The organism is Pantoea sp. FN0307, from assembly GCF_050113815.1.
GTDB classification, from domain to species: Bacteria; Pseudomonadota; Gammaproteobacteria; order Enterobacterales; family Enterobacteriaceae; genus Mixta; species Mixta alhagi.
Window position 1 is genome coordinate 93754 of sequence record NZ_JBNJSO010000002.1, and the last position, 23535, is coordinate 117288.

Sequence of the window (23535 nt, forward strand, 5' to 3'; positions counted from 1 at the left end):
GCACGTGATTACGAAAGGAAATCTTCCCGCTGTGGCGTAAAGGTATCCAGCAGCACGCCTGGCTCCAGGCAGACGCAGCCATGCACCACATCCGGCTTTTTATAGAGCGTATCGCCAGCGCTGACCTCATGGGTTTCGCCATCAATGGTAAACGCGAAGCGGCCTGACAGCACGTAGGTGAGCTGCTCGTGCGGGTGATGATGCAGCGGGCCAACCGCATCTTTTTCAAATGTCACTTCCACCGCCATCATGCCGCCGCCATGCGCCAGGATGCGCCGCGTCACGCCATTGCCCAGATCTTCAACCTGAGTCTGCTCTCTGAAAATAAACATACCGTTATCCATTATCTGCGGGTTGATCGAAAAAATCGTCGCGGATGGCAGCCAGGTAAAGCGCGGGCTGCCCTTCATAATCGGAGGTGAACAGCACCTGGCGATTGTCCGGGGTGAACGATGGATGCGGGTGGGTCACCTGACGATCGCCGTCCAGCACGCGCCACGAACTGTTATGGGCCGCCAGCGCACGATGGCGGCGCGTTTCCACATCAAACAGCCACAGCATCGGATCGTTTTCAATGGTGTAGCCTTTGGTATCCTGCACATCCACTGGTGTACCTGAACCGTCTCCTACCAGCAGCGTGCCATTGTGATTACTCATCAAATGCGAGCAGGCGGGCATGGTCATTAAAACTTCATTATGCTGCGTTACCGGATCGTAGCGGCAGATCTCGCGATCGGGACGATCTTTATGATAGGAGACATAGATCAGCGCCGATCCATCGGGCACCCAAAACTCATGGGTACAGCTTTCGCCAGGCGCATGATCTTTTACCTTGCGCATATTGTCGCCATCCTCGTCAATCAGCCACATACGGGCATCAACCCGATCGTGCGGGCCTTCATGGCAAAAGGCGACGGTATGATCGTCGTAAGGACGATAGATAGGATGGCCCAGCCACAGACGCTGCTCCAGAATGGTTTCCGCTTCACCGGTGCGTAAATCAACGCGCAGCAGGCGGCAGTGCGGATTTTTTTCAAAAAAGGTTTTAAATACCTGCCAGTCGCTGAGCGGTTCCCAGTCTTCGCGATCGATTTCAATGCCGACCAGACTGGTACATTCGCTGTTGGCAACCCAGGTGCCATAGCCTACCCACGCCTGTGGCACGGTGTAAATGGTGACCTCTTCATACGTGTCCAGATCCACACGGCGTAGCTGGCGCTCGTTTTTAACGTAGAAAAGATAGCGATCGTCGGGCGAGAGAAAGCCACCAAAGGTATTATCGCCAGCACCTTCCGTGAGCTGGGTGGCCTGCTGCTGCTTTAAATCAAGCAGATAGTAGTTGCGATGACCATCAAACTCACCGGCAAACAGCAGCTTGCTGCCGTCGTTGAAAAAGCACTTCTGGTAGAAATAGTTGCGGTGGCATAACACCTCTGGCGGCGTTAAGCGCACCATTTCCGCACCGGTCTTCTCATCCTGAAAACGATAGAAGGGCAGATGTAACCGACTCCCCTTTGCCATAGCTTTTTCCTCCCGCCAGGGGTTAATAGAAAATGAAACGCTGTTTCACATTGTGGAGAGCATACCCGGTTCGTGGCGGTTGCCGAGCGTAGCCTGAAGAAAATGTAAGAAAGATCACACAATTTTTCGGGCGGCAGCTAAATGCGCGCGGGTGCGCAAAAAGTAAGTGAAAAAGGGGCCTGAACCCAGAAATGTGAAAACCGTCACAGCAAAAAGTTAAAGCGATCTTTATAAGGAACAGCTAATATTAAATTATGAAACGGTGTTTCATAATTATGAATGCATACCACCGGCAGATAACCAGCCAGGTAATAAGAGGATAAACGATGAAAATTGCTCTGATGATGGAGAACAGCCAGGCGGCAAAAAACGCCGTGGTACTAAAAGAACTGCAGCAGGTCGCTAACGGTCTGGATTATCCGGTATTTAACGTGGGCATGAGCGATGAGCAGGATCATCATCTGACCTATATTCACCTGGGTATTATGGCCAGCATTCTGCTGAATTCAAAAGCCGTGGATTTTGTTATTGCTGGCTGTGGCACTGGCCAGGGTGCCCTGATGTCGCTAAATATTCATCCGGGCGTCGCCTGTGGTTACTGTATCGATCCGGCGGATGCCTATCTGTTTGCCCAGATTAATAACGGTAACGCGCTGGCGCTGCCTTTCGCCAAAGGTTTCGGCTGGGGTGCGGAGCTGAACCTGCGCTTTATCTTTGAAAAAGCCTTTAGCGGCGAAAAAGGCCAGGGCTATCCGCCGGAGCGTAAAGAGCCACAGGTGCGCAACGCCGGTATCCTTAATCAGGTCAAAGCGGCAGTGGTGAAAGATAACTACCTTGATACACTGCGCGCGATCGATCCCGAACTGGTGAAAACAGCGGTCAGCGGTCAGCGTTTCCAGCAGTGTTTCTTTGAGAACTGCCAGGATAAAGAGATTGAAAACTTTGTCCGTGAAATGCTGGGCTAAGTAAACAAAAAGCCAGCCTCCGTAAAGATGGCTGGCTTTTTTGTCTTCAGGCGGCGGGGCCGGGGGTTAACTCCTGGCCCTGTTTGCTATTAGAAGTTATAACCCACAACCAGATAGTAACCCCAGCCGGTTGATTTCACTTCAAACGGACCGTCGCCGAAGTTCGGATGGGCACCATCCGCCCACTGACCGCCGTTATGGAAGTAACGCGCCACCACCGAGTAGTGCCAGTGATCGTAGCCCAGCGCGAGGATATGGCTGGAGGCGATAGAGTTACTGGCGCGAGTAGCACCCGGCGTTTTATCAGCCAGATCGGAGCCCCAGTCGAAGTTGGTAAAGCCGATATAGCTCAGGTTGCCGCCCCACAGCGTGGTGATCGGCAGGAAGTATTTCACCTTGAAGCGGTAACCATCCCAGCTGTTTTCATTCGCCGCACCATAGTTTTCCCACTGATATTTGGCGTAGACGTTAAGCGACAGGCCCAGTTTGGTATGGGTATCGATATCCGTTCCCAGACCCATATACCAGGTATTCTGACGGTTGTTGCTGTCCCGGCCCATGTCGTAAACGTAGTTATTGGCGAAATACCACTCTTTGAAAGGACCGAAGCTCAGGTCGGTGCCGGTCAGCTTATCAATAGAAAAGCGTGGTTCAATTTCCAGGAATAGCGGCGAACCTTTGTCCCAAATGCCTTGCTGATAGCTGTTTGCCGCGCCGAAGAAATTAGGAATATCCAGGTAGCCATAAAAATCAAACCAGTCTTTATGGGCAAAGGCTTCATATTCCAGATAGACGTCGTTATTCAGATGCGGCCCGAAGCGGGTGTGGTTGCTGCCCACCACGTTAACGCTCTGATGCCACCAGTCAGAGACATAGGTCGCATCGCTGGTTTGCGCCTGAGAAGTGACGCTGTATGACGCTGCCAACAGCGCGCCTGCCATCAACATTTTATTTTTCATTGGTTACCACATGCTTAATGGCCTCTCTGCTGAGTCAGAGAAGGCCGCGAATCAGTGCCCATTTCTGGACGGAAAGGTGTTGTTATATGCCACTCCGGGGAAGACGTACGGGTACGTCGCGGCAGCCCGCATAGGTTGCCTGTATCCTGCGGATAGAAAATAGATATTGCTCACGTTTGTCAAAGTTTGTTTCATTTTGATTCAGTTGTTTTGTGATGAAGATCACGAACAAACGTTGTATGTTTAAAAATTTCGTCATACACCGCCTTTTCAATAGCAAGCAATCGCTTTCGTATGTTACGCAAACGATTAGCTGTAATGTTGTTGCTGTAAGGGATATGTAAGGATATGTCATATTGTTTTGAACGCATGTTCAGGAAAATTATTGAACATGCGTTCAAAAAGAGGCACACTGCCCGCCAGCTAAACATTACGGGACAAAGGAATGGGATACTTAAAAGCGGACGTGCGGGCAGAATTGTTACTGAATGTCGCTATAAAAGTGATGAAAAGCGAAGGATACGCTGCGGTTACTGCACGCAAAGTTGCGCAAGAGAGCGGGGCAGCTGTAGGGCATATCAACCGTCATTTCGCTTCGTTAAGTCAGCTAAAGTGTCAGGCATTCCTGGCTATTGTGCATGAGAAATCGGCGGAACATAAAGCAGCCAGCGAAGCATCAAGCGGTATCGACGCCGTACTCGCGCTGCTGGGTACCTGTGATAAAAAAACGCGCGATATAGAAATCTGGCGTGAAGTGTCGGTGCTGGCGCATCAGGATCGCGCACTGCACGAAATCTTTGTCTATGCGCTGAATCAGTGGCACAGCATGCTCAGTAGTGTCATCGAAAATAACCATTTGCGTTGCCATGATATGGCGTCTGCTACCGCCTGGCGTTTGATCGCGCTGGTTCTGGGGCAGGATTTACTGGCCATGCACGGCGTCATTGATGGTGATGAAGAGGTGCTGCGCTGCAATTTGCTTCACCTTATTCGGCTGGAGTTGCAGCCAGATGCGTCCGCACGGTAAAGGGAGAGAAACATGAGCGTAAGCGCGGCAAGTGAAAAGATGTTCACCTATGGCGTTATTCGTGAACTGATGCGCTGGATTGAAAGCAATCCACATCGACGCATTACCGTAGATGACTGCGCTGAAAAAACGGGTTATTCAAAATGGTATCTTCAGCGTTACTTTCATGCGGTAACCGGGAAAACCCTGGCAGCGTTCTGCCGCGAAAAGCGTTTGGTTGCCTCAGCTCGCATGCTGTTAGAGGCGAATGTCACCATTGAATATGTTGCGGTACAGCATGGTTTTTCTTCCCATGATACTTTCCACAAAACCTTTGTTCGTCACTATGGCATGACGCCTGGCGAATTCCGTCAAAAGTGCCGTGAATAACTCAGGTCAGTAAAGACTGGCCTGCACGGTAATTACCTTATCGTTTATTTATCTCCCATAAAATCACAGCAGAGTTAATGCTTATTACCGCTTCGCCTGTTAATAACCCTGCGTTTATTTAATATTTGCATCCGATTGTAATTAAATCTTTCAAATCTGAAGATTTACAGGGCCGTTCTTTTTCTTTTCAATCATTTATTACCGCTGCGTTTATCATTTGCGTTCCTCAACGCGTTAGCTAAATTTATACCCGTAGTCGCGAATATTCTTTTCCATTACCCAGGTAGTGGATAAGAATATTATTTATGAAATAACGAGGAGGAATACTATGACTGAACATCGTGGCAATCCTGGTAATTTCGCAGAAGATCGTGAGAAAGCATCAGAAGCCGGTAAAAAAGGCGGTCAGCATAGCGGGGGTAATTTCAAAAATGACCGTGAAAAAGCTTCCGAAGCTGGTAAAAAAGGCGGCCAAAACAGCCACGGCGGTGGACGTCCCTCTGGCAGTTAACCGATTAGCTGGCTGATCCCATCGTTTTCAACCCCCGACACGTTTTGTATAACTGTCGGGGGTTTCTCATTTCCGGATCTCTATTTATAGCACTAATCTGAATATCACCCGTTTCTGCTTTATAGCGCATTAACAAAAACATAACGCAATTTTTTTTGCGTTAGGGTTGTTAATTGCTGTTTCGCTGCCTACGCTTTTTAAGTATGGATTTTAAGGTTCGCCGAACTTTTATCGGTGAACAATATGAAAGAGATAATTCTGACGTTGCGTTTGTTGATTACGTTGGGCTTATTTTCTGACTCACTTATCACGAGGTGAAAGTATGACTTATCAGGAAAACTATCTCAGCTGGCTGCGTGACGCGCATGCAATGGAAAAACAAGCAGAAGAAATGCTGGAAAAAATGTCTTCGCGCCTGGAGCATTATCCCGATCTTAAAGCACGTCTTCAGCAACATATCGAAGAAACACGTCAGCAGCAGCAAATGCTGCAACAGGTTATCGATCGCCAGGATACCTCCAGCTCTACCATGAAAGACATGATGGGGAAAGTGGCGGCGATGGGTCAGGCGATGGGCGGTATGTTTGCTTCCGATGAAGTCGTGAAAGGCGCAATCAGCGGCTACGTCTTCGAACAGTTTGAAATTGCCTGCTACACCTCTCTGATTGCCGCCGCTGAACTGGCTGGCGATAGCGAGGGTGCACGCGTATTTGAGCAAATCCGCGAGCAGGAAAAAGCAATGGCTGACTGGGCACTGAACCATCTGCCTGATGTTACCGAGCAGTTCATGGTGCGTTCTGCACAGCCAGATACCGAAGCAAAAAAATAATATCAAAGCCAGCAATGGCATTTCACTGCATTGAGGTTGCCAGCGTTGGCAACCTCTATAGAGGAGTGAGCAATGTTTAGACATGTCAAACAATTGCAGTACACGGTACGTGTGGCTGAACCTAACCCAGGGTTGGCAAATCTGCTGCTTGAGCAGTTTGGTGGTCCGCAGGGTGAACTTGCCGCCGCCTGCCGTTATTTTACCCAGGGTCTGGGCGATGACGATGCCGGACGTAAAGATATGCTGCTGGATATCGCAACGGAAGAGCTGAGCCATCTTGAGATTATCGGTTCTCTGGTAGGGATGCTGAACAAAGGCGCAAAAGGCGCGCTGGCTGAAGGAACCGAACAGGAAGCTGAGCTTTATCGTTCATTAACCGGCAACGGTAACGATAGTCATACCACCGCATTGTTGTACGGTGGTGGGCCGCCGCTGACAAACTCTGCTGGCGTACCCTGGACCGCAGCCTATATTGATACCATCGGCGAAGTCACCGCCGATCTGCGCTCCAATATCGCCGCAGAAGCGCGTGCAAAAATCATCTACGAACGACTGATTAACCTGACGGATGATCCAGGCGTAAAAGATGCGCTGGGCTTCCTGATGACGCGCGAAGTCGCGCACCAGATCTCTTTTGAGAAAGCGCTCTATTCGATTCGTAACAACTTCCCGCCAGGCAAACTGCCGCCGATTGAGAAGTATGCCAACACTTACTTCAATATGTCTGAAGGCGGTGATGTACGCGGTAGCTGGAACTCGGATGAGAACTTTGATTACGTCGCGAATCCTCAGCCGGCGGTTGACGGCGGCGACGGTCTGGCATCAGTGATGCTGTCGGAGCAGGAAAAAGCCATGCTTGAAAGCATGGCGTTGCGCACCCGTTCTAACCCGGATATTGATCCTACCACCGGGGCTGAACTGGGCTCGCAGCAGTTAACTGACGACGCGCAAAACCTTACGCCGAAACAGTAAGCTTCTCCTGAGCCGCCTGCGGGCGGCTCAGTTTTACTTGTCTTTTCCCACTGGTATTTTCCCCTTCTTTTTGTCAGGCTGTCCGTCACATGCTGACGGGGAACCTTATGCAACCGCTTGAAAATATTACCGCAATGATGGTTTTTGCCCGTGTAGTGGAAACCCAGAGTTTCACCGAGGCGGCGAATAGCCTTGGCCTGTCAAAATCTTTTATCAGCAAAGAGATTGCGCAACTGGAAATCCGGCTGGGCGTTAAGCTACTGGAGCGGACAACCCGACGCATGGTGGTCACCGAAGTGGGGCGCGCCTGGTATCAATTTTGCGCCCGCGCCCTGCAGGAAGTGCAGGAGGCCGATGCGTTTATTCGCGATTATCATCAACAGCCCGCCGGTAATCTCAGCATTATTGCGCCAGTTAATTTTGGTCGACGCTGTATCGTGCGCGGCGCGCTATAGGTTGCTATGGCTTTTCTGGCGATCCGCAGGCATAAAAAAACCCCGGCGTCAGGCCGGGGTTTTGTCAGCGTTGCGGGTCAGATTATTTCTGATCCGGCAGCGCGTAGGCAATGATGTAATCACCCAGTTTGGTGCCAAAAGAGCCGTGGCCACCAGCAGAAATCACCACGTACTGTTTGCCGTTGGCTTCATAGGTCATCGGCGTTGCCTGACCACCCGCCGGCAGACGGCCTTCCCACAATTTTTCACCGGTATTGGTGCTGAAAGCGCGCAGGTAGTTATCCGCTGTCGCAGCGATAAAGAATACGTGACCTGCCGTGGTTACCGGGCCACCCAACATCGGCATACCCATTTTGAACGGCAGAGGAACCGGCGAGCTGTCGCGAACGGTACCGATACGTTTTTTCCACACCACTTCGTTGGTTTTCAGATCCAGCGCAGAGATATAACCCCAGGCTGGCTGTTTGCACGGCAGACCAATCGGAGAAAGGAACGGATTCAGTTCCACACCAAAAGGTACCCCATACTGCGGCTGAATACCGGTTTCGGTGCCTGAACCGCCTTTCGCATCGGCTGGCGGCTCCATCGGGTTACCTGGACCACGTGGAATCAGCTTAGAAACAAACGGCAGCGCCATTGGGTTAGCAATCGCGATCTGACGGTTAGGATCCACGGCGATACCACCCCATTCAAACATGCCAAGGTTGCCCGGGAATACCAGGGTACCCTGTTCAGACGGCGGCGTGAACGGGCCTTCATAGCGCAGACGATGGAAGATAACGCGGCACACCAGCTGATCGAACATGGTGGCGCCCCACATATCTTTGCCCGACAGGTTATCTTTCGGACGGAACGTCAGCTCTGAGTAAGGCTGGGTTGGCGACAGGCGATCGCCTTTTGCCGGACCTTGCGGAACCGGGGTTTCCGGCGCAGGCACAACCAGCTTACCGTTGCGGCGATCCAGCACAAAGATGTTACCGGTCTTGGCAGGCGCGTAAATAACCGGGACGGTATTGCCATCTTTATCGGTAATGTCAGCCAGCGTCGGCTGGGACGGCAGATCCATATCCCACAGGTCATGGTGAACGGTCTGATAAGACCACGCCAGCTTACCGGTCGTGGCGTTCAGAGCCAGAACGGTGTTGGCGTAACGCTCCTGCTCCGGCGTACGGTGACCACCCCAGATATCCGGCGTGGAGACGCCCATCGGCAGGTAAACCAGATCCAGTTTGGCGTCATAAACCGCAGGCGCCCAGGAGTTAGGTGAGTTCGGTACGAAGGTTTTACCGTCTGCCGGGATGGCATTTGGATCTTTCGCGCCCGGATCGAACACCCAAAGCAGCGCGCCGGTATTCACATCAAAGCCGCGGATAACGCCTGACGCTTCATGCGTGGAGTAGTTATCGGTTACCGCGCCTGCGACCACAATGACTTTATCAGTGATAACCGGCGGAGAGGTTGGCTCATAGGAACCCGGCGTGGAGACTGACTGTTTGTGCTGCAGATCCAGCTCGCCGTTGTTAGCGAAGTCCGGGCAGCGTTTGCCAGTTTCAGCATCCAGCGCGAACAGACGACCGTCGTTTACCGGCAGGATAATGCGGCGTGCGCAAAGTGCCGGCGCGGCAGTACCCGCAGCAGCAGCAGCAGGGGCTTCATGATAAGAAACGCCACGGCAGGTGATATGCTGGAAAGTTGGGTTTGACTTCAAATCTGGATCAAATTTCCATTTCTCTTTACCGGTTGTTGCATCCAGAGCAAACAGAATCTGGTGTGCAGTACACAGGTAAAGGGTGTCGCGGATTTTAATCGGCGTCACTTCATTGGTGATTTCACCCGGATCGTTCGGCGTTTTCAGGTCGCCGGTACGGAAGGTCCAGGCTACCTGCAGATCTTTTACGTTCTTCTCGTTGATTTGGGTCAGCGGAGAATAACGGGTACCTGCCTGATCGCGGCCATAGGCCGGCCAGTCGCCCGGTGGGATCGAGGTATCAGCCGCAGCCGGTGCAGTTTGTGCGGAGGCTGGCAGGGTGCCGTTGATCTCCTGCGGATCGTTAAACACAGCCCACGCCAGCACAATAACGCTGACAGCCAGGCTCAGACCCATCAGAGAAGCGCCTGCTTTGCTACCGTGAGACGGCGTAATGCCGCGATATACAAACGGCAACAGCAGCCAGATGCCAAAAATAACCCAAACGTCGGTACGCGGTGCCAGGGCCCAGAAGTCGAAACCGGCTTCCCATACTGACCAGGCTACCGTACCCAGCAGCAGCAGTGCGTAGACCACCAGCGCGGCGCTGTGACGACGATATAACAGAAAGGCCGTTACCAGCATCGCAATACCGCTAATAACGTAGTACCAGCTACCACCTATTGTGGAGAGCCAAAGCCCGCCAATCAGCAAATACGCGCCGCAAAGCACAGCGAATAATACGGTGAGAAGCCGTATCACGCGTAAAGATGATGAGGAGTCTTTCCCCATAATTTAGTCCTCTTGAGTGTTGCCATAAACCTAAGTAAACAACCAGCCTGGTTGTATACCAGCAGATAAAGTACGGGTGTTCAGTGTTCCTGATAGCGCTCTTCTGTGAGCTAAATGTTCCTGATGCGTTAAATTTTATATGAATAAGCGTTACAAGTTTCGATTTTTTTGGCAGGAATTATGATCCGCTGCTTTTTATATAGCAGCTGATCCTGATGTTGGGGCAAAAAATAGCCACGAGAATCGACTTATGGCGAAAAAAAACGCGCTATTTCCGCCACCGGATAACGATTAACCGCATAGTGAGAGGCCACGCCGGAATAAACGGCGGCGGTAAGGAAAAAACGTTATTTATTAATCATGAGGCGAGTAGAACACCAGCTAATAAATGAGCGCTGATCGGAAGATAAAAATGGCCCTCCAGCCACTCAGGGCGGCAGCGGACAAGATAGACCATTTGTAGCTCGGTCCCCGATAACGCGCCAAACCCGGCTGTGCCACGTAGTGATAATTAACATTGCTAATAAAAAGGCTGAAACAGCGACGATGGCTGTGAAAACAGAGCCTCAGCCATAGACTGCCCGGCACAATATCCTCATGCAGGGCATGCCGGTGCGTAATGATAATTTCGCGTTCGGCTTATGACGCGGGCCTGATATCGCGGCGGGAAATTTCAGGCGGAAAGCGTGATTGCAAGTGATAAATATAAAAACTTCCCGCGAACAATCGCTTCGCCAGGAACCAGACAAACCAGAATTTCGGTCGAAATTCTGGTTTTAGAGGCGGGATTGTTACAACAGGGCTGCGTTAGCTTTCCACAGCAAGAGGGGCGTCAGCCGGAATAAAGCTATTAATAATGCGAACATAGTGTTTACGCTGCGCTTCGGTGAAATCATTATTGGCAGCCAGAGTGAACACAATCAGTTTACGTGAGTGCGGATTAAGCCGCGGATGCCAGGGTAGCGTCACAATTGACGATACCTGCCGAACCCACGCACCATCTTCAAGAAATTTATTGGCGGTTTGCAGCACAGGCAGCTTTGCTGGGCCAATCTCATGTTTCAGGTTTTTCCCCTCCACCTCAAAACCAGGGACAAATCGTTTCATTTTATCCCATTGCTTTTCGCAAAAATCATCTACTGTCTGATCTTGTTCCAGCGTGGCGCGGTTAATCAAAATATTATAGGCATTATGATCATCGTCCATAAAGCGAAGGATATTAATTGATTGATCCTCCTGTGGGTCGAATGTCATGAAACTCCCTTCGTTAAGCGGATAGGTCACAGGTTTTTTGCTCATAGGTGACTCTCTCTTATTCCTTAATGGTGTTGTACAGGTAGCGGAATGATTTCAACGCGGCGGTTCTGTGCGCGTCCTTCCTGGGTATCGTTACTGGCTACTGGACGGGAGTTACCCGCGCCTTCAATGATAAAATGGCTGGCCGGCAAACCGGTCTGTTCTGTCAGCCAGTCCCGAATCTTCCTGGCGCGTTCGGTTGATAACGACAGGTTTATGGCGGCGGATCCGGTATTGTCCGAGTGACCGATGATGAGGTACTTCTGTTGCGTCGCGCCCTTTATTTTGGGAACCAGCCCCGCCAGTATTTCTTCACTGCCCGGTCTCAAATTGCTGCTGCCGCTTTCAAACAGCGGCGCTGTGCCGGAAAGGGTGAATAAGGCCGCGTCAGCACTCTCTTCATGCTCCCTCATTAACATTTTTAACGGCGTTATCCGGCTGAGGTAACTCTGAATTTCGTCGATGTTCCGCTTGCCGTAGTAATAAAAAACCGTCGTCAGGCAGATAAGGATCGCCAGTAGCGCGACAATACCGGGCCACTTTCTGCGGACCGGCGATAGTGCGATCGCTGGTGGACGTTCAGGCGCAGCTTCTGGTTCTTGTTCCTGTTCGATGAGCGGTAGCAACGGAATTGCAGGTAGCGGCGGCATGGCAATGCATGTCGACAAACCCGGCAGGATCCCATATTTCTCCGCGAGCCAGAGCGACCAGGCGCCATGGCGAGTGAATCCTTGTCCATAATCGGCAAGGAGAACGCCCACCAGATCGATTTGCGTGCTGTCGAACAGGTTTTGCAACACACTCATGATTCGCTTTTCCGCCAACCAGGCGATGAGTGTGCAGGCCAGGGCATGGCGCTGAATAGCGTAGAGATCGCTGCCGTCATCGCGGGCGTCAAGCTCGGTAATCAGGTTAACAAGACGCGATTCCAGCTTGAGGTGGCAGTCAGGCGACGCCGTTAGTCCGCCTGTCCAGATAGCGCTGTCTGGATCATGAGGATAGCGCTGCTGGCTTAGCCGTGTATAAAGCCCAAGCAGACAAGGTAAATGCTCCGGCAATCGGTTTGATGAAAAAGCGTGTTGCCACGCCGTGATTTGTTCAATCATGACGCTGCTGTTTTCGAAACCATCTGCCAGTAGCGGAAAGAAGGCCAGCGTTGTCACCGTGCCGTGGCTTTTTTTTACATGCTCCAGTCGGCCGATCAGCGTGCTGACGTGTTCAGCAACAACCCAGACGATACTGTTGTCGCTACTGGAGGAGAGATTGGCCTGGCTAAACCACTTACCGGCGAACGGCCCAATAATAAAGACCATCAATCGGGGGGACCCTGCATCGCCGTGTTGTACGATCCACGACGCCGGTTCTCCTGCCGATGAGCGTAATGGAGCGCGTGCGCGCGAAAAATAGCGAGCCCGCCAGGCAGTACGTAGCGTAATGAGCGTTTCGGTTCGCCCTTCCAGTTGTATCAGCAGCATTAAAAGCTTCCACGCGTAGCGAAATATCACTTCGCTGTCAGTGTTGAGCAGAGCGTCAAGCTGGGCGGAGAGCGTGAGGTTTTCTTGACTTTCGGTGTAACCGTAAAAGTAATGCACCAGTGAATAACGTTGCCAGGAAAGGGAGTTATGTTGCTTATTACTGGTGAGCCGTTTATCGAAATAACAACATAGCGCGCGGCAGAGCGATTCACTCTCTGCCTGTGTCTGGTCTTCCGTCAGCAGCGCCTTATTAAATTGTTCGATGAGCGAGATCAGCCTGAGCTGAAAGTCCGCAGCGGAAGGAATGATCCCGTCAAAGGAGAGAAGTGTATCGATGCCCGTTAGCCTGCAAAAAAGGGTTTCGCTTTTCACCATGCTTTCTCCGTGACGTTGCCCCAGCCTGAGGTATCTGACCACGGGCATATTCGAATAACAGAAGGCCTGTCAATGCTGGCGGTTTTAAACTCAAGTAAAAGCGTAGGGAGATTATCGGCCGATTCGGTGCGTAACGTTTCCAGCTCCTGGGGTTCCAGCGTGCGCTTATACAGCAGGATATTCTGCGCGTTATAAACACTGAGATGCAGATTGCTCATCCTGGTTTCATCGGTCTCATAATCTGACGCGTTCAGCGTGATGGATTTTTTGTAGTAGGCGAACTGCCGGTTAAGCCATTCCGTTTCGTCGGCTGGCGGTGTCGCAAAAAAGTTAATTTTTTCGCTATCCAGGACTTCAGGCAAAACCGTGCTTTTTTGCAGGCAGATACCAGCCTGATATTCAAACTGTCGCAGGGTTCTCTGATTGCCTAACGTGTAAGGGGCGAGGCTGGCGACAGATTCTTTCTCTTCCAGTCCTAACAGGGTCCTGACCCGTTTTTTCGCAACCAGGTCTCTTTCCCACCACGCTTTTTCGACTTTGCCCTGATCCTTCGCCTGATTATTGTGATCGCCCCAGACTTTGCTGTGTTCTTTACGCTGATAGTAATGCCAGAGCAGCGGCTTATGGGGATGATAAACGTCGTAGCCGTGAGTGAAGGCACGGACCGCCATGGCTATCTCTTCTCCAGCGAAGAATATCTGTGGATCGTTGGGTACCGTCTTTACAAAATCGCCGAGAGTGAAGATGAATCCGCCAGCCAGATAGCTGCCGCGTACCGGTACCTCGGCTTGAAACGGCGTAGAGCTAAACATCGGAATGCCTTGCGTGTCGTATTCACGGAAAATCAAACGGCTAACATAGGTCTTTTTACTGGCCTCTTCGTCGTCCCCTGGCTTGTAAGCCGGGGGATAAGAGGAGATTATCGGGCGGGGGGACGTCGTCTGTAGTTGTCGCAGCATGACTGTCATTTCGTTATCCCAGTCAGGAATAAAGCGGCAGTGAGAGTCTATCTGCAGGAAATAACGCTCATTTTCGAACAGCGTTTCCGCCAGGCTGCGCGCCCAGCATGCCCCCTGGCTGGTATAATAGTGGACGCTGATAACATCAATGCGGGCCTGGTTATAGCGAAACATCAATACTTCGCGTCCTTCGACGACCCGGCCTCCCTGTGGCGTAAACCCGGCCTGTTCGAAAACCTCTGGCATTTCGTTGTCTTGCCAGCAAATCGCAATATGCAGATTTTCCGGATGCGCAGCATGGCGCAGCATATCCCTGAGGGTCGGCAACAGTTCCGGATCGCGATAGCTGGCGATGCTGATAAAAATTGTCGCTGGGTTATCCATATTTCCCTGATCCATTAATTATTCCGTTTACTGAATATCAAAAACGATTTCTGCTTTTGCTGTGAAAATGCCACCAGCGGGCGTGGCGGTATTGCCTGGAATTAACGTGGCTTTCCATAAGAATTCGGCGGGTCCCTGGCTGGTGATATTGCTCTTTTGCTCGTAAGTGGTGCCGTCGACTTTCATCAACTGGTTATTACCGTTGGTGATGCGGATCCTCAGCCTGTCTTTATTGCCGGCCGCATCTTCGACCCGGATATAGCTGCCGTCTGAAGAGGGGGTATCGGTGATTATTGAGGCTTTGGCTGAATAGGTGCCATAGTCGCTCTTACACACAATGGCGAAATCCATATTGCGGGTCACGCCTGCGCTTAGCAGCGTGGGCGTCACGGTATTAAAATCGATGGTTTTGGCATTATCGGTAGTACATGCCGGGGTGCTGACTATTTTCATTCCGCCAATATTTAATTTGACGGTGAAATTGGCTGGATTGGCACTCATTATATAGTTATAGCCAATTAGCCCTGCGGGCAATACGGTATCGCCCGTTGGGCTATTCAGGCGTATTCTGCCGGTTTTAAAAAACTGGATGCGGTAGAACGATCCCGCTCCAACATCCAGCATACCGGTTGTTGGTATCACCCATTCCCCCGTATTCTTATCCTTTACAGGAGAAAATTTCAGGTAGCTGGTGGACGGGAAGTTACCAAAGGCCTCACCATTGCTGAATAACAGCTTAACGCCAATACCGGGAATATTGGTCTGATAGATCCTTGTGCTCGGATCCTGGCCAAACAGATTTACCGCGCGCTTTCCATATTCTGTATTTACATCACACTTGTCGAAGCCAACACCGACTCCCAGCACCGTGCTGTCGTACTGAGCGAACTCCTTCGAGGTATCGATCTCCTGATCGGCGGATAGGGTAATCACCTGTGAGCTGATAGCGAGCGGCGTCGGCTGGCCGCGCGCAAGCGTACAGACGGCCCAGGCGCCAGGCGATATCAATATCGTGGAAAGCAGAGCGATAGCGATCCTTAACATCTTTTATTCCTTCTCTTGACTCAGAATGGCGACGATTTCAGGGGGATACATCTTTAAGAGTTCGGCGAAATTTTTCCCAATGCTCTCCTCTGCGTACCTCAAAACCGGAATGAGCGGGCTACTGGGTTCGGTCATTGCGAACCAGCTGCGAACTTCTTGCAGTCGGTGCAGCGCATCGGTGCGGTTGTTAATGCCCTTGCGGACTTCCGACGCCGCCGAAGGGCGCTCGCCACTAACCGCTGGGGCTTCAACGGAAAGCGGTGCGGCATTGATTACAGGAACAGGACGTTCTTCCTGTGCGGGGATTTCCGGTAAGGTATCTGCAGGGAGGTCTGCCGCCGGCGCTGTGCTGCCAAATTCACTGGAAAACATGGCAAGAATATTTTCCAGCACGTTTAGTTCCGGCGCTTCATCCTGAAGTGTTGCGGCAAGCTCTTTTTTTATCTCCTGTAAGAAGAAATGCGCCTGAGTGAGTGGGCGGATCGCGTCTCGTGCGTTGAGATGCCATTCGTGCACTAATGCGGCGATGGCCGTCTCTGGCAGAGCGCCTTCTTCCCGGGGAACCTGGTGTGCCTTTTCAAACTCCTTTACGCTGATTTGCAGGCCAGCGGCTCGTGGAAGCGACTGGTTACGTAAATCCGCCAGCAGACCATGAATATCCTCCAGTTCGGCGAATGCATTCGCTCGCAATATAGGGGCAAACTCCCCCTCGTCCAGCAATTGGGGATGGAGATCGTCTGGCCAGGCCTTCAGCAAGGCGTGGAGGACTTCAGTACCCTCCGCCAGCGCAGGCAGGCCAATCTTACGTAATCGACAGCGCATCAGGATAACCAACAGCCGGATATCCTTGCTTTTTTGCAGCAGGGCAAGGCAATTTTGCTCTATTTCCGTCCAGTTAATGGGTTCCGCCGCTTCGACGAAGCTGCCGTATTCGGCTCCCAGTTTTGGTTGGATCTGGGATTGCAGCATGATAAATGCCGGATCGTAATCCAGACTTGCGCCGCAGGGGGCATCCTCTGTGACTGGCTGCATGACATGCTGGTAATAATCTGAACAGGCCAGGACTGGTATATGATTCATCACGTTTTATTTTTTATCCCTGTTGTTGGTATCCTTAATTCGGAGCGATTATTAGCGATGATACGTTTCCGGTTCGAAGCTCATACCGTAAACCGGCGAGTCGCATGTCTCCCTCTCTAGCCAACTGGCGTAACCAAGCTGATGATTACCATCGAGCGTGGCGCGCGGTACTTGATCGGGTGCCAGTATTAACTGGACATCCCAGGCATACTCGAAACCGATAAAGCTGCGCACCAGTTCACGAAGTACTGACAGGTCGCGACCCCATGGGCTGAAAAGCATGTACTGAGAGAGGGAAAGTGGTCCCATTAACAATTTGAATTTGTGCTGCCTGTCCAGTACGGTGTTGCCGAGGATCGCACCGTCGCCCAGTAAAGATGCGTAGCAGTCATCGCCAAGCGCGGTTTGATCTTTGCTGTCCAGGAAAATCCATTGCAGCTCAAACTCTTTCATTCGAACAGGAACGTTGAAGTAGTACTGCATAGCGCCCAGCAGGCCGTCTGGATTACGGGCTTCACGAACCAAATGCGCAGAAGAGGCCAGCCTGGCATGAACCGGAAGCGGTTCTGGTGCCAGCTCAGCTGGATCCAGCCCTACCAGGCTACCGACATAAAATGAAAAACGTTCGTCGTCTTTACGATCCAGCGAGGCAGTATCCTGCGATAAAAACCAGGCACGATAGAACAGGCTAAGCGCCCGATGGTGGAAGATATCCACGAAGTCGATTAGCGTGTGGTCGTGTTGTTCATAGCGTGAGTAGGCCAGCTCAGAAAGATGAAGCGGCATCGCCCCTTGCGCGCCCCAAACCCCCAACCCGAACAACTGAAGCTTAATTTTGTCATCCTGTTGGCTGATGGCAGCTATCTCGCGCGGCGAGAAGACCATGCTTGCTACCTGCCCAAGGCGGAAGCGCTCCTGAGAAGGCAACGTGGCCTTACCCGGCGGTGGCAAAGCAGGTGTACGGGCGGCCATTGCGCGCATGATGCTGATGAAACCCGCCTCCCATGGAACCTGAGTATCAAACCAGGCTTCCAGCCCATCAGGTTTTGTCATAACGCCCCCCGTCTGCCCGGGCGCGCTTTCCAGCGCGCGATCAATCCGCGTTGCATGGAGTGCAGTTCAGTTTCCGTAAATACGTTAATGGAGGCATGGCGCGCCAGATAGTTTTCCATCACCAGGCCAAATAAATAGGGACTTATGCCGGAGAAACCCTCTTCGTCCACGGTCAGGCTACAGTTTACTCCGCGTCCGTAGACCAGCAATCCATCGTCCGCCAGGCGGCGTACGACTGGCTTGGTCTGGCATCCTACCAGGCTGTTAATTTGCTCAATGGGTTCAGGATCAGCGGCGCTGGTGAACAGCCTTAGCATATTGCGCAGCGACTCGCCGCCCTGAGCGTGTTCCATATCCGAGAGCGGCAGATAGTTAAAGCTCAGCTGGCGGATCAGCCTCCATGCGGACTCACCCACAGATAATGGAGGTTGTGGAGCGCTGGGCGCGCTGACAAAGCGCGCGCCATGAATAGGGACGGAATCCGACATGGTGAGATCGAAGTTGCCGGTATTGGTGAGAAGACGAGGCAAATCGCGATTAGTGACCATCGCATCGACCAACAGGTAGCGAATATGTTCGCTATAGGGCGCTTCTTGCTGGTCGACCAGCGAGATGAAAATTTCGGTGCCGCTGTAAGGTGTTCGGGTGTCATATTTGCGGCCGGTGGTCTCTTTAGCGCGCATCTCTCGCTTAACAGAGAAGTAACGCCCAAAATTGCCCATATCGCTATGACGAGTTTGATAAAGCGGATTAAATATTAACTCTTCGCTGGTTTCCGCCTGCAGACCCACTACTTTGTTTACGGAAAAAACTTCATAGTCGAGTGAGCGGCTGCGATCGGGAATGATATGGAAATAATTCAATGCCCGGTTGATCTCAATGCGGTCCACCCGTTTCGGAAACAGGTTAATGACCGGAGTACAAAAAAGTAAAAAACGTGAAGCGTCGAGATGAACAGTAAGATCCTGCGGCAATTTAGTTAGGAGAATAATGACTTCTACTTCGTTAGTATTGTTTTGTTCCAGCGCAGCGGAGAGCTGAGTGAGAGAAAAAAAGTAAAAACGCGCACGGCATGCAATATATTCCTGAATTAATGTATGACCGTGAAACATATTCCATTGCAGCGGTAACAGGCTTTGATCAGGCGCCAGACCTTCGAATTTTAGCGGTTGATGGCTGATGACATGGTGCCGTGGCTTATTTTGTTCTCCGCTACGTACTACTGTTGCAATATGGCTGCCGTGAAGCAGCTCAAAGGTATGTGAAACAATGCGTTCATCTCCCTGAATATAAACAGGAAGTTCATCCAGTCCTTTCAGGCTGGAGAAAACCAAATCGCCCTGTAGTTTCAATTTCATGCGTAGTGCGCCTTTTAACTGATGGCGCTTGATACGATAGTGTTCAAGGTCAGGAATATCGGGGGGAACCGAGGTTAGTCTGACTTCTGTAAGTTCCAGCGGCCATAATGTCACATCCTGGTTATTTCTAAATTCGCAGCGAGTCATTTCACCGGGCAGGATTTGGCTGTAAAACGCACTCTGTTTAGGAATGAGATAGCCATGCGTTAAATCGCCTTCACTTAGATCCGGCTTTAGTTGCACGACCCCCATTGAAGGTGTTGGCGAGTTATAGTTGGGATAGACGATATCAAGCAAGCGCTGGGTAAATTTAGGGAATTCAGCATCGAGCTTTATCTGCGTCCTGGCAGATAAAAAGCAAAAAGCTTCTATTAAACGTTCAACATAAGGATCGGCAATTTCAATGCCGTTCATTCCCAGGCGCCCGGCAATCTTAGGGTGGCGGGCAGCAAACTCGTGTGCCATTTCCCTGATGAAAGTCAGTTCCCGATTGTAGTAATCCAGAAAGTTGTGTTCCACTTGGCATCCTGTAATTATCGGCAAGGTAAATCTAACTAACGGTAATGCTTAGAAGCAGGAGAAGCAGGAGAAGCAGGAGAAGCAGGAATATCATGCGGTTCTCGTCGAACTCCTTTTCCTCTCTTTATTAACATCATTCTAAAAGTAAAAAGTATTTTTTTGCTTTGCATATTAATTGTTTTTGTTAATTTAGGAATGTCTCTCGGGCTGTATTCTGAAAAAGAAATGTTTTTGTTTTGAAAAAGAATTCTTTGCCGGTCAAATGATAGGAATGTTTCTCGGGCTAAATTCTTAAAAGCCACAATTTCTTTGTTGAGGGGTTTTATTTACCAGCCAAATAAATAGAATGCCTAACAGGAATAAATAAAATGATTAATGGTTGACTTGGCAGTTGAGTTGTCAATCTTATTGACAAATATATAAAAAGTAGGGTGTTCTTATCTCTTGCCCAGGAGGGAAAGTGGATGAGCACGGCAATCAAATTTCGGATTAAATCAGGGCGGATTTTATTGTGGCAATAACCAGAAAAAATCTATTTAGCAAGCTCAACACTATCTTGTTTAAAAGTGTAGAAAGTGCAACAACACTGTGTAAATTACGTGGCAATCCTTATGTTGAGCTGGTGCATTGGTTAAATCAGTTATATCAGCAGCAAGATAGTGATATTAAGCATATTATTCGATATTTCGACATTGATGCTGAAATGCTGGAACGCGATTTTGCGCAGGCATTAACTCGTCTGCCAACGGGAGCCAGTTCTATATCTGATTTTTCTTATCATATAGAATTAGCGATTGAACGCTCCTGGGTATTCGCCAGCCTTGAATGCCACGCTGGTTGCATTCGCAGCAGCCATTTGTTGATGGCAATGCTTACCACAATGGAATTACGTCGCGCGCTTTTCGCTATTTCTCCTTTATTTGAAAAAATCCCGCTGGAACCATTAAATAAAGACCTTGGCTATATCGTTCGCGATTCTGCAGAACAAAGCGACCTGGCAGGCGATGCGGTGATAACTGGCGAAGCGGGGATTCCCGGCGAGGCCAGTAATGCCATGGGATCGCCCCTGAATGGGGGGGGGTTGGCCCAATTTTCGACAGATCTCACCGCACTGGCGCGGGAAGGAAAAATCGATCCCGTACTGGGACGCGATAAAGAGATCAATACCATGGTGGATATCCTGTTGCGTCGTCGGCAGAACAATCCATTACTGACGGGGGAGGCCGGGGTAGGTAAGACCGCTGTAGTCGAAGGTCTGGCGTTGGCTATCGCGGCAGGCGAGGTTCCCCCCTCTCTGCAGAAAGTTCGTTTGTTGACGCTTGATGTGGTGGCGCTCTCGGCGGGCGCCAGTATGAAAGGTGAATTTGAGGCGCGCCTCAAGTCAGTCCTGGAAGAGGCCGTCGGCTCCGCAGAACCGGTAATTCTGTTTATTGATGAAATTCATACGTTAGTGGGTGCGGGCGGCAATGCCGGAACGGGCGATGCGGCGAACCTGATGAAACCCATGCTGGCGCGTGGTCAATTGCGCACCATCGGCGCGACGACCTGGAGTGAATTCAAACGCCATATTGAAAAAGATCCGGCGTTGACCCGCCGCTTTCAGGTGCTGCAGGTAGAAGAACCTTCGGAAGAGTTGGCTATCGCAATGGTGCGTGGTTTGCTGCCGGTTCTTGAGAAACATCACGGCGTCTGGATCATGGATGAGGCCGTCCGGGCTGCTGTCCGGCTTTCCCATCGCTATATTCCTGCTCGTCAATTGCCTGATAAAGCGATAAGCCTGCTGGATACTGCCTGTGCCAGGGTAGCGGTGGCACAGCACACGCCTCCGACGGAGCTGCAAATACTGAAATTCCGCAGCCAGTCCGCACAGGCTGAACTGTCGCTCCTTGAAAAGGCGATTGATTTCGGAAAAGAAGACGAGCAGCGTCTTACGCCAATCCAGAGCATGATTACGGAACATGCGGAAGAGGCGAAAATTCTCGATCGCCGTTGGACGCAAGAGTCTGAACTGGTTGCCAGCATTAACGATACGCGTCAGCAACTTCTGTCCGCTACGAAAGAAGAGTCAGGCGTACCAGAGCAAGAGACCGTGGCCTCTTTACAGGCTCGACTTAACCAACTGGAGGCGGCACTGAGCGAGATACGCGGCGAACAGCCGCTGGTTCAGGCGGAGGTGAATGCCGCAGTCGTCGCCTCAATTGTGGCTAACTGGACGGGTATACCTGTAGGGCAGGTACTGAAAGATGATGTCAGCACAGTCATGGAGCTGCCGCAGCGCCTGTCAGAACGGATCATTGGCCAGCCGTATGCATTGGCGTGCCTAAGTAAGAATATTCAGACTGCGCGTGCTGGCCTTGCCGACCCGCAAAAACCGTTTGGCGTCTTTTTGCTGGCGGGACCATCCGGCGTTGGTAAAACCGAAACCGCGCTGGCGATTGCAGGTCAGCTTTATGGCGGCGAACAGAATCTTATCACCATCAACATGAGTGAATATCAGGAAGCGCATACGGTTTCTTCACTGAAAGGTTCTCCACCGGGTTATGTAGGTTACGGTGAAGGTGGTGTTTTAACCGAGGCGGTACGCCGTAAACCTTATAGTGTGATTTTGCTGGATGAAGTGGAAAAAGCACATCCGGATGTTCATGAACTGTTTTTCCAGGTCTTTGATAAAGGAACGATGGAAGATGGCGAAGGCAGGCAGATAGACTTCCGTAATACCATTATTCTGCTTACCAGTAATACTGGCAGCGATATTATTAGCAGTGCTTGTGCCGATCCTGAAACCATGCCGGATGAAGAGAGCTTATTAACGATATTACAGCCTTCATTGTTAAAAGTATTTCCGGCAGCATTTTTAGGGCGGGTGACGGTGATACCTTATTTGCCGTTATCTGTTTCTTCATTACAACATATTGTCAATATTCATTTGAGTCGTATCGCAGCACGCGCGAAGGCCAATCATGACATTGCGTTAACGTTTAGTGATGAGTTGGTTCAGCATATTGTAGAACAATGTCCAGTAGCAGAAACAGGTGCAAGAATGCTGATTAGGTTTATTGAGAAAAATATTCTTCCTGAAATCGGCAGGGCTGTTCTCAATATGGCAGGGGAAAATTGTTCTAAAAATAAAAATTTTGCTATGCATGTAGTCCTGTCACATAGCAAGGATATCGAAATTATTAGAAACACGGAGGAAATGGCAACAGACTAACTGTTAAGAAAACAGGGCATAAATGGAGATGATAACAGTCTCCTTTTACTTAACGTTTAATAATAAGCATATAAGGGATTATCACATGCGTAATGTAAAACTGACACTGTGCGCAATGGCGTTGGCGGCTACATCGGCTTCGGTGTTGGCTGAAACTCAGGGCACTGTAACCTTTAATGGTGAATTAATTACGGAAACCTGCTCTATCGCCAGCGACTCTATTGACCGTCAGGTACAGTTGCCGACAGTATCCGTTCAGACGTTGAAGACGGCCGGTGCGACCGCAGGTTCAAAAGGTTTCGACCTGAATGTTGAAGGTTGCCCGCAGGGTATCAGCAAAGTGGCAGCGCACTTCGAAGCGATCGGCTCAAGTGGCGTGGATAGCGTTACTGGTAACCTGACTAACCAATTCACTGGAAGCGCGACGAAGGCGACAAATGTAGAGGTTCGTCTGTACAACTCTGATGAACAGCCCCTGAAACTGGGCGAAATGGGTCAAGAGTTCACCGTCAATAGCGGCAAGGCAACCATGCGTTACTATGGAGGTTACTACGCAACAGGTGCCACCACTGCAGGGAAAGTATACGCGCAGGCGCGTTATACCCTGGTTTATCCATAACTGTTGGTTTTTAGCTTGAAGCAGGGCGAGTAATCGCCCTTTTATTAAAAAACTTTGTTGCTATTTAATGTGATG

20 protein-coding genes and 1 pseudogene are annotated in these 23535 nt (G+C 50.7%); 9 read left to right on the top strand and 12 right to left on the bottom strand.

Going from position 1 to position 23535, the window contains the following annotated elements:
* Window positions 1-8 precede the first annotated feature (8 nt).
* Both ACQE3Z_RS07920 and ACQE3Z_RS07925 read right to left on the bottom strand, forming a co-directional pair.
* The gene (locus ACQE3Z_RS07920; protein WP_250651024.1) at window positions 9-332 is read right to left on the bottom strand and encodes a cupin domain-containing protein; all 324 of its coding nucleotides are present in this window, start codon (window positions 330-332) and stop codon (window positions 9-11) included.
* Window positions 333-336: 4 nt separating this feature from the next.
* Window positions 337-1521, bottom strand: coding sequence for an oligogalacturonate lyase family protein (locus ACQE3Z_RS07925; protein WP_426973176.1), 1185 nt, complete (start codon window positions 1519-1521; stop codon window positions 337-339).
* Window positions 1522-1847: 326 nt separating this feature from the next.
* Here ACQE3Z_RS07925 and ACQE3Z_RS07930 point away from each other — a divergent pair, with 326 nt between their 5' ends.
* On the top strand, window positions 1848-2486 hold the full coding sequence (locus tag ACQE3Z_RS07930; protein WP_085069746.1) for an RpiB/LacA/LacB family sugar-phosphate isomerase: 639 nt from the start codon (window positions 1848-1850) through the stop codon (window positions 2484-2486).
* An 89-nt stretch (window positions 2487-2575) separates the two neighbouring features.
* On the opposite strand, the gene ACQE3Z_RS07935 is transcribed toward ACQE3Z_RS07930, so the two are convergent.
* Window positions 2576-3445 carry a nucleoside-specific channel-forming protein Tsx gene (locus tag ACQE3Z_RS07935; protein ID WP_426973177.1) on the bottom strand — a complete coding sequence of 290 codons (870 nt, stop codon included), beginning with the start codon at window positions 3443-3445 and terminating at the stop codon, window positions 2576-2578.
* A 445-nt stretch (window positions 3446-3890) separates the two neighbouring features.
* On the opposite strand from ACQE3Z_RS07935, the gene ACQE3Z_RS07940 reads away from it, so the two are divergent.
* From ACQE3Z_RS07940 to ACQE3Z_RS07965, 6 genes are all read left to right on the top strand, one after another.
* Window positions 3891-4472 carry a TetR family transcriptional regulator gene (locus tag ACQE3Z_RS07940; protein WP_426973178.1) on the top strand — a complete coding sequence of 194 codons (582 nt, stop codon included), beginning with the start codon at window positions 3891-3893 and terminating at the stop codon, window positions 4470-4472.
* 12 nt (window positions 4473-4484) lie between these two features.
* Window positions 4485-4841: a helix-turn-helix domain-containing protein gene (locus ACQE3Z_RS07945; RefSeq protein WP_426973179.1), complete on the top strand. Its 357-nt coding sequence runs from the start codon at window positions 4485-4487 to the stop codon at window positions 4839-4841.
* Window positions 4842-5169: 328 nt separating this feature from the next.
* Complete coding sequence (locus tag ACQE3Z_RS07950) at window positions 5170-5352, top strand: general stress protein (RefSeq protein ID WP_085069752.1); 183 nt, start codon at window positions 5170-5172, stop codon at window positions 5350-5352.
* Window positions 5353-5674: 322 nt separating this feature from the next.
* The gene (locus tag ACQE3Z_RS07955; RefSeq protein WP_352412391.1) at window positions 5675-6181 is read left to right on the top strand and encodes a ferritin-like domain-containing protein; all 507 of its coding nucleotides are present in this window, start codon (window positions 5675-5677) and stop codon (window positions 6179-6181) included.
* A 72-nt stretch (window positions 6182-6253) separates the two neighbouring features.
* Entirely contained in the window at window positions 6254-7153 is a 900-nt protein-coding gene (locus ACQE3Z_RS07960) for a manganese catalase family protein (protein ID WP_426973180.1), read from the top strand.
* A gap of 107 nt (window positions 7154-7260) precedes the next feature.
* The gene (locus ACQE3Z_RS07965) at window positions 7261-7608 is read left to right on the top strand and encodes a LysR family transcriptional regulator (protein WP_426973182.1); all 348 of its coding nucleotides are present in this window, start codon (window positions 7261-7263) and stop codon (window positions 7606-7608) included.
* A gap of 82 nt (window positions 7609-7690) precedes the next feature.
* Here ACQE3Z_RS07965 and ACQE3Z_RS07970 read toward each other — a convergent pair whose 3' ends face one another.
* The 9 genes from ACQE3Z_RS07970 to ACQE3Z_RS08010 all read right to left on the bottom strand — a co-directional run bounded on the left by ACQE3Z_RS07970 (window position 7691) and on the right by ACQE3Z_RS08010 (window position 19932).
* The gene (locus tag ACQE3Z_RS07970) at window positions 7691-10087 is read right to left on the bottom strand and encodes a glucose/quinate/shikimate family membrane-bound PQQ-dependent dehydrogenase (protein ID WP_426973183.1); all 2397 of its coding nucleotides are present in this window, start codon (window positions 10085-10087) and stop codon (window positions 7691-7693) included.
* 807 nt (window positions 10088-10894) lie between these two features.
* Complete coding sequence (locus ACQE3Z_RS07975) at window positions 10895-11386, bottom strand: DcrB-related protein (protein ID WP_426973184.1); 492 nt, start codon at window positions 11384-11386, stop codon at window positions 10895-10897.
* 20 nt (window positions 11387-11406) lie between these two features.
* Window positions 11407-13233: an OmpA family protein gene (locus tag ACQE3Z_RS07980; protein ID WP_426973185.1), complete on the bottom strand. Its 1827-nt coding sequence runs from the start codon at window positions 13231-13233 to the stop codon at window positions 11407-11409.
* Entirely contained in the window at window positions 13227-14591 is a 1365-nt protein-coding gene (locus ACQE3Z_RS07985) for a GlcNAc-transferase family protein (RefSeq protein ID WP_426973186.1), read from the bottom strand. Before ACQE3Z_RS07985 ends, ACQE3Z_RS07980 begins: the two co-directional genes overlap by 7 nt.
* Window positions 14592-14603: 12 nt before the next feature.
* Window positions 14604-15620, bottom strand: a complete 1017-nt coding sequence (locus ACQE3Z_RS07990) for a fimbrial protein (RefSeq protein WP_426973188.1) — start codon at window positions 15618-15620, stop codon at window positions 14604-14606.
* A 3-nt stretch (window positions 15621-15623) separates the two neighbouring features.
* Window positions 15624-16700: an ImpA family type VI secretion system protein gene (locus ACQE3Z_RS07995; protein ID WP_426973189.1), complete on the bottom strand. Its 1077-nt coding sequence runs from the start codon at window positions 16698-16700 to the stop codon at window positions 15624-15626.
* 51 nt (window positions 16701-16751) lie between these two features.
* A complete protein-coding gene (gene tssG / locus ACQE3Z_RS08000; protein ID WP_426973191.1) occupies window positions 16752-17753 on the bottom strand; it encodes a type VI secretion system baseplate subunit TssG in 1002 nt (333 codons plus the stop codon).
* On the bottom strand, window positions 17750-19630 hold the full coding sequence (gene tssF / locus ACQE3Z_RS08005; RefSeq protein WP_426973193.1) for a type VI secretion system baseplate subunit TssF: 1881 nt from the start codon (window positions 19628-19630) through the stop codon (window positions 17750-17752). The genes tssG and tssF overlap by 4 nt, the downstream gene beginning before the upstream one ends.
* A 35-nt stretch (window positions 19631-19665) precedes the next feature.
* Window positions 19666-19932 carry a hypothetical protein gene (locus tag ACQE3Z_RS08010; RefSeq protein ID WP_426973194.1) on the bottom strand — a complete coding sequence of 89 codons (267 nt, stop codon included), beginning with the start codon at window positions 19930-19932 and terminating at the stop codon, window positions 19666-19668.
* 191 nt (window positions 19933-20123) lie between these two features.
* Between ACQE3Z_RS08010 and tssH the strand changes: the two are divergent.
* Window positions 20124-22727, top strand: a pseudogene (gene tssH, locus ACQE3Z_RS08015) (type VI secretion system ATPase TssH); the annotation flags it as partial.
* Window positions 22728-22926: 199 nt separating this feature from the next.
* Window positions 22927-23460: a fimbrial protein gene (locus ACQE3Z_RS08020; RefSeq protein ID WP_426973195.1), complete on the top strand. Its 534-nt coding sequence runs from the start codon at window positions 22927-22929 to the stop codon at window positions 23458-23460.
* Window positions 23461-23535 lie beyond the last annotated feature (75 nt).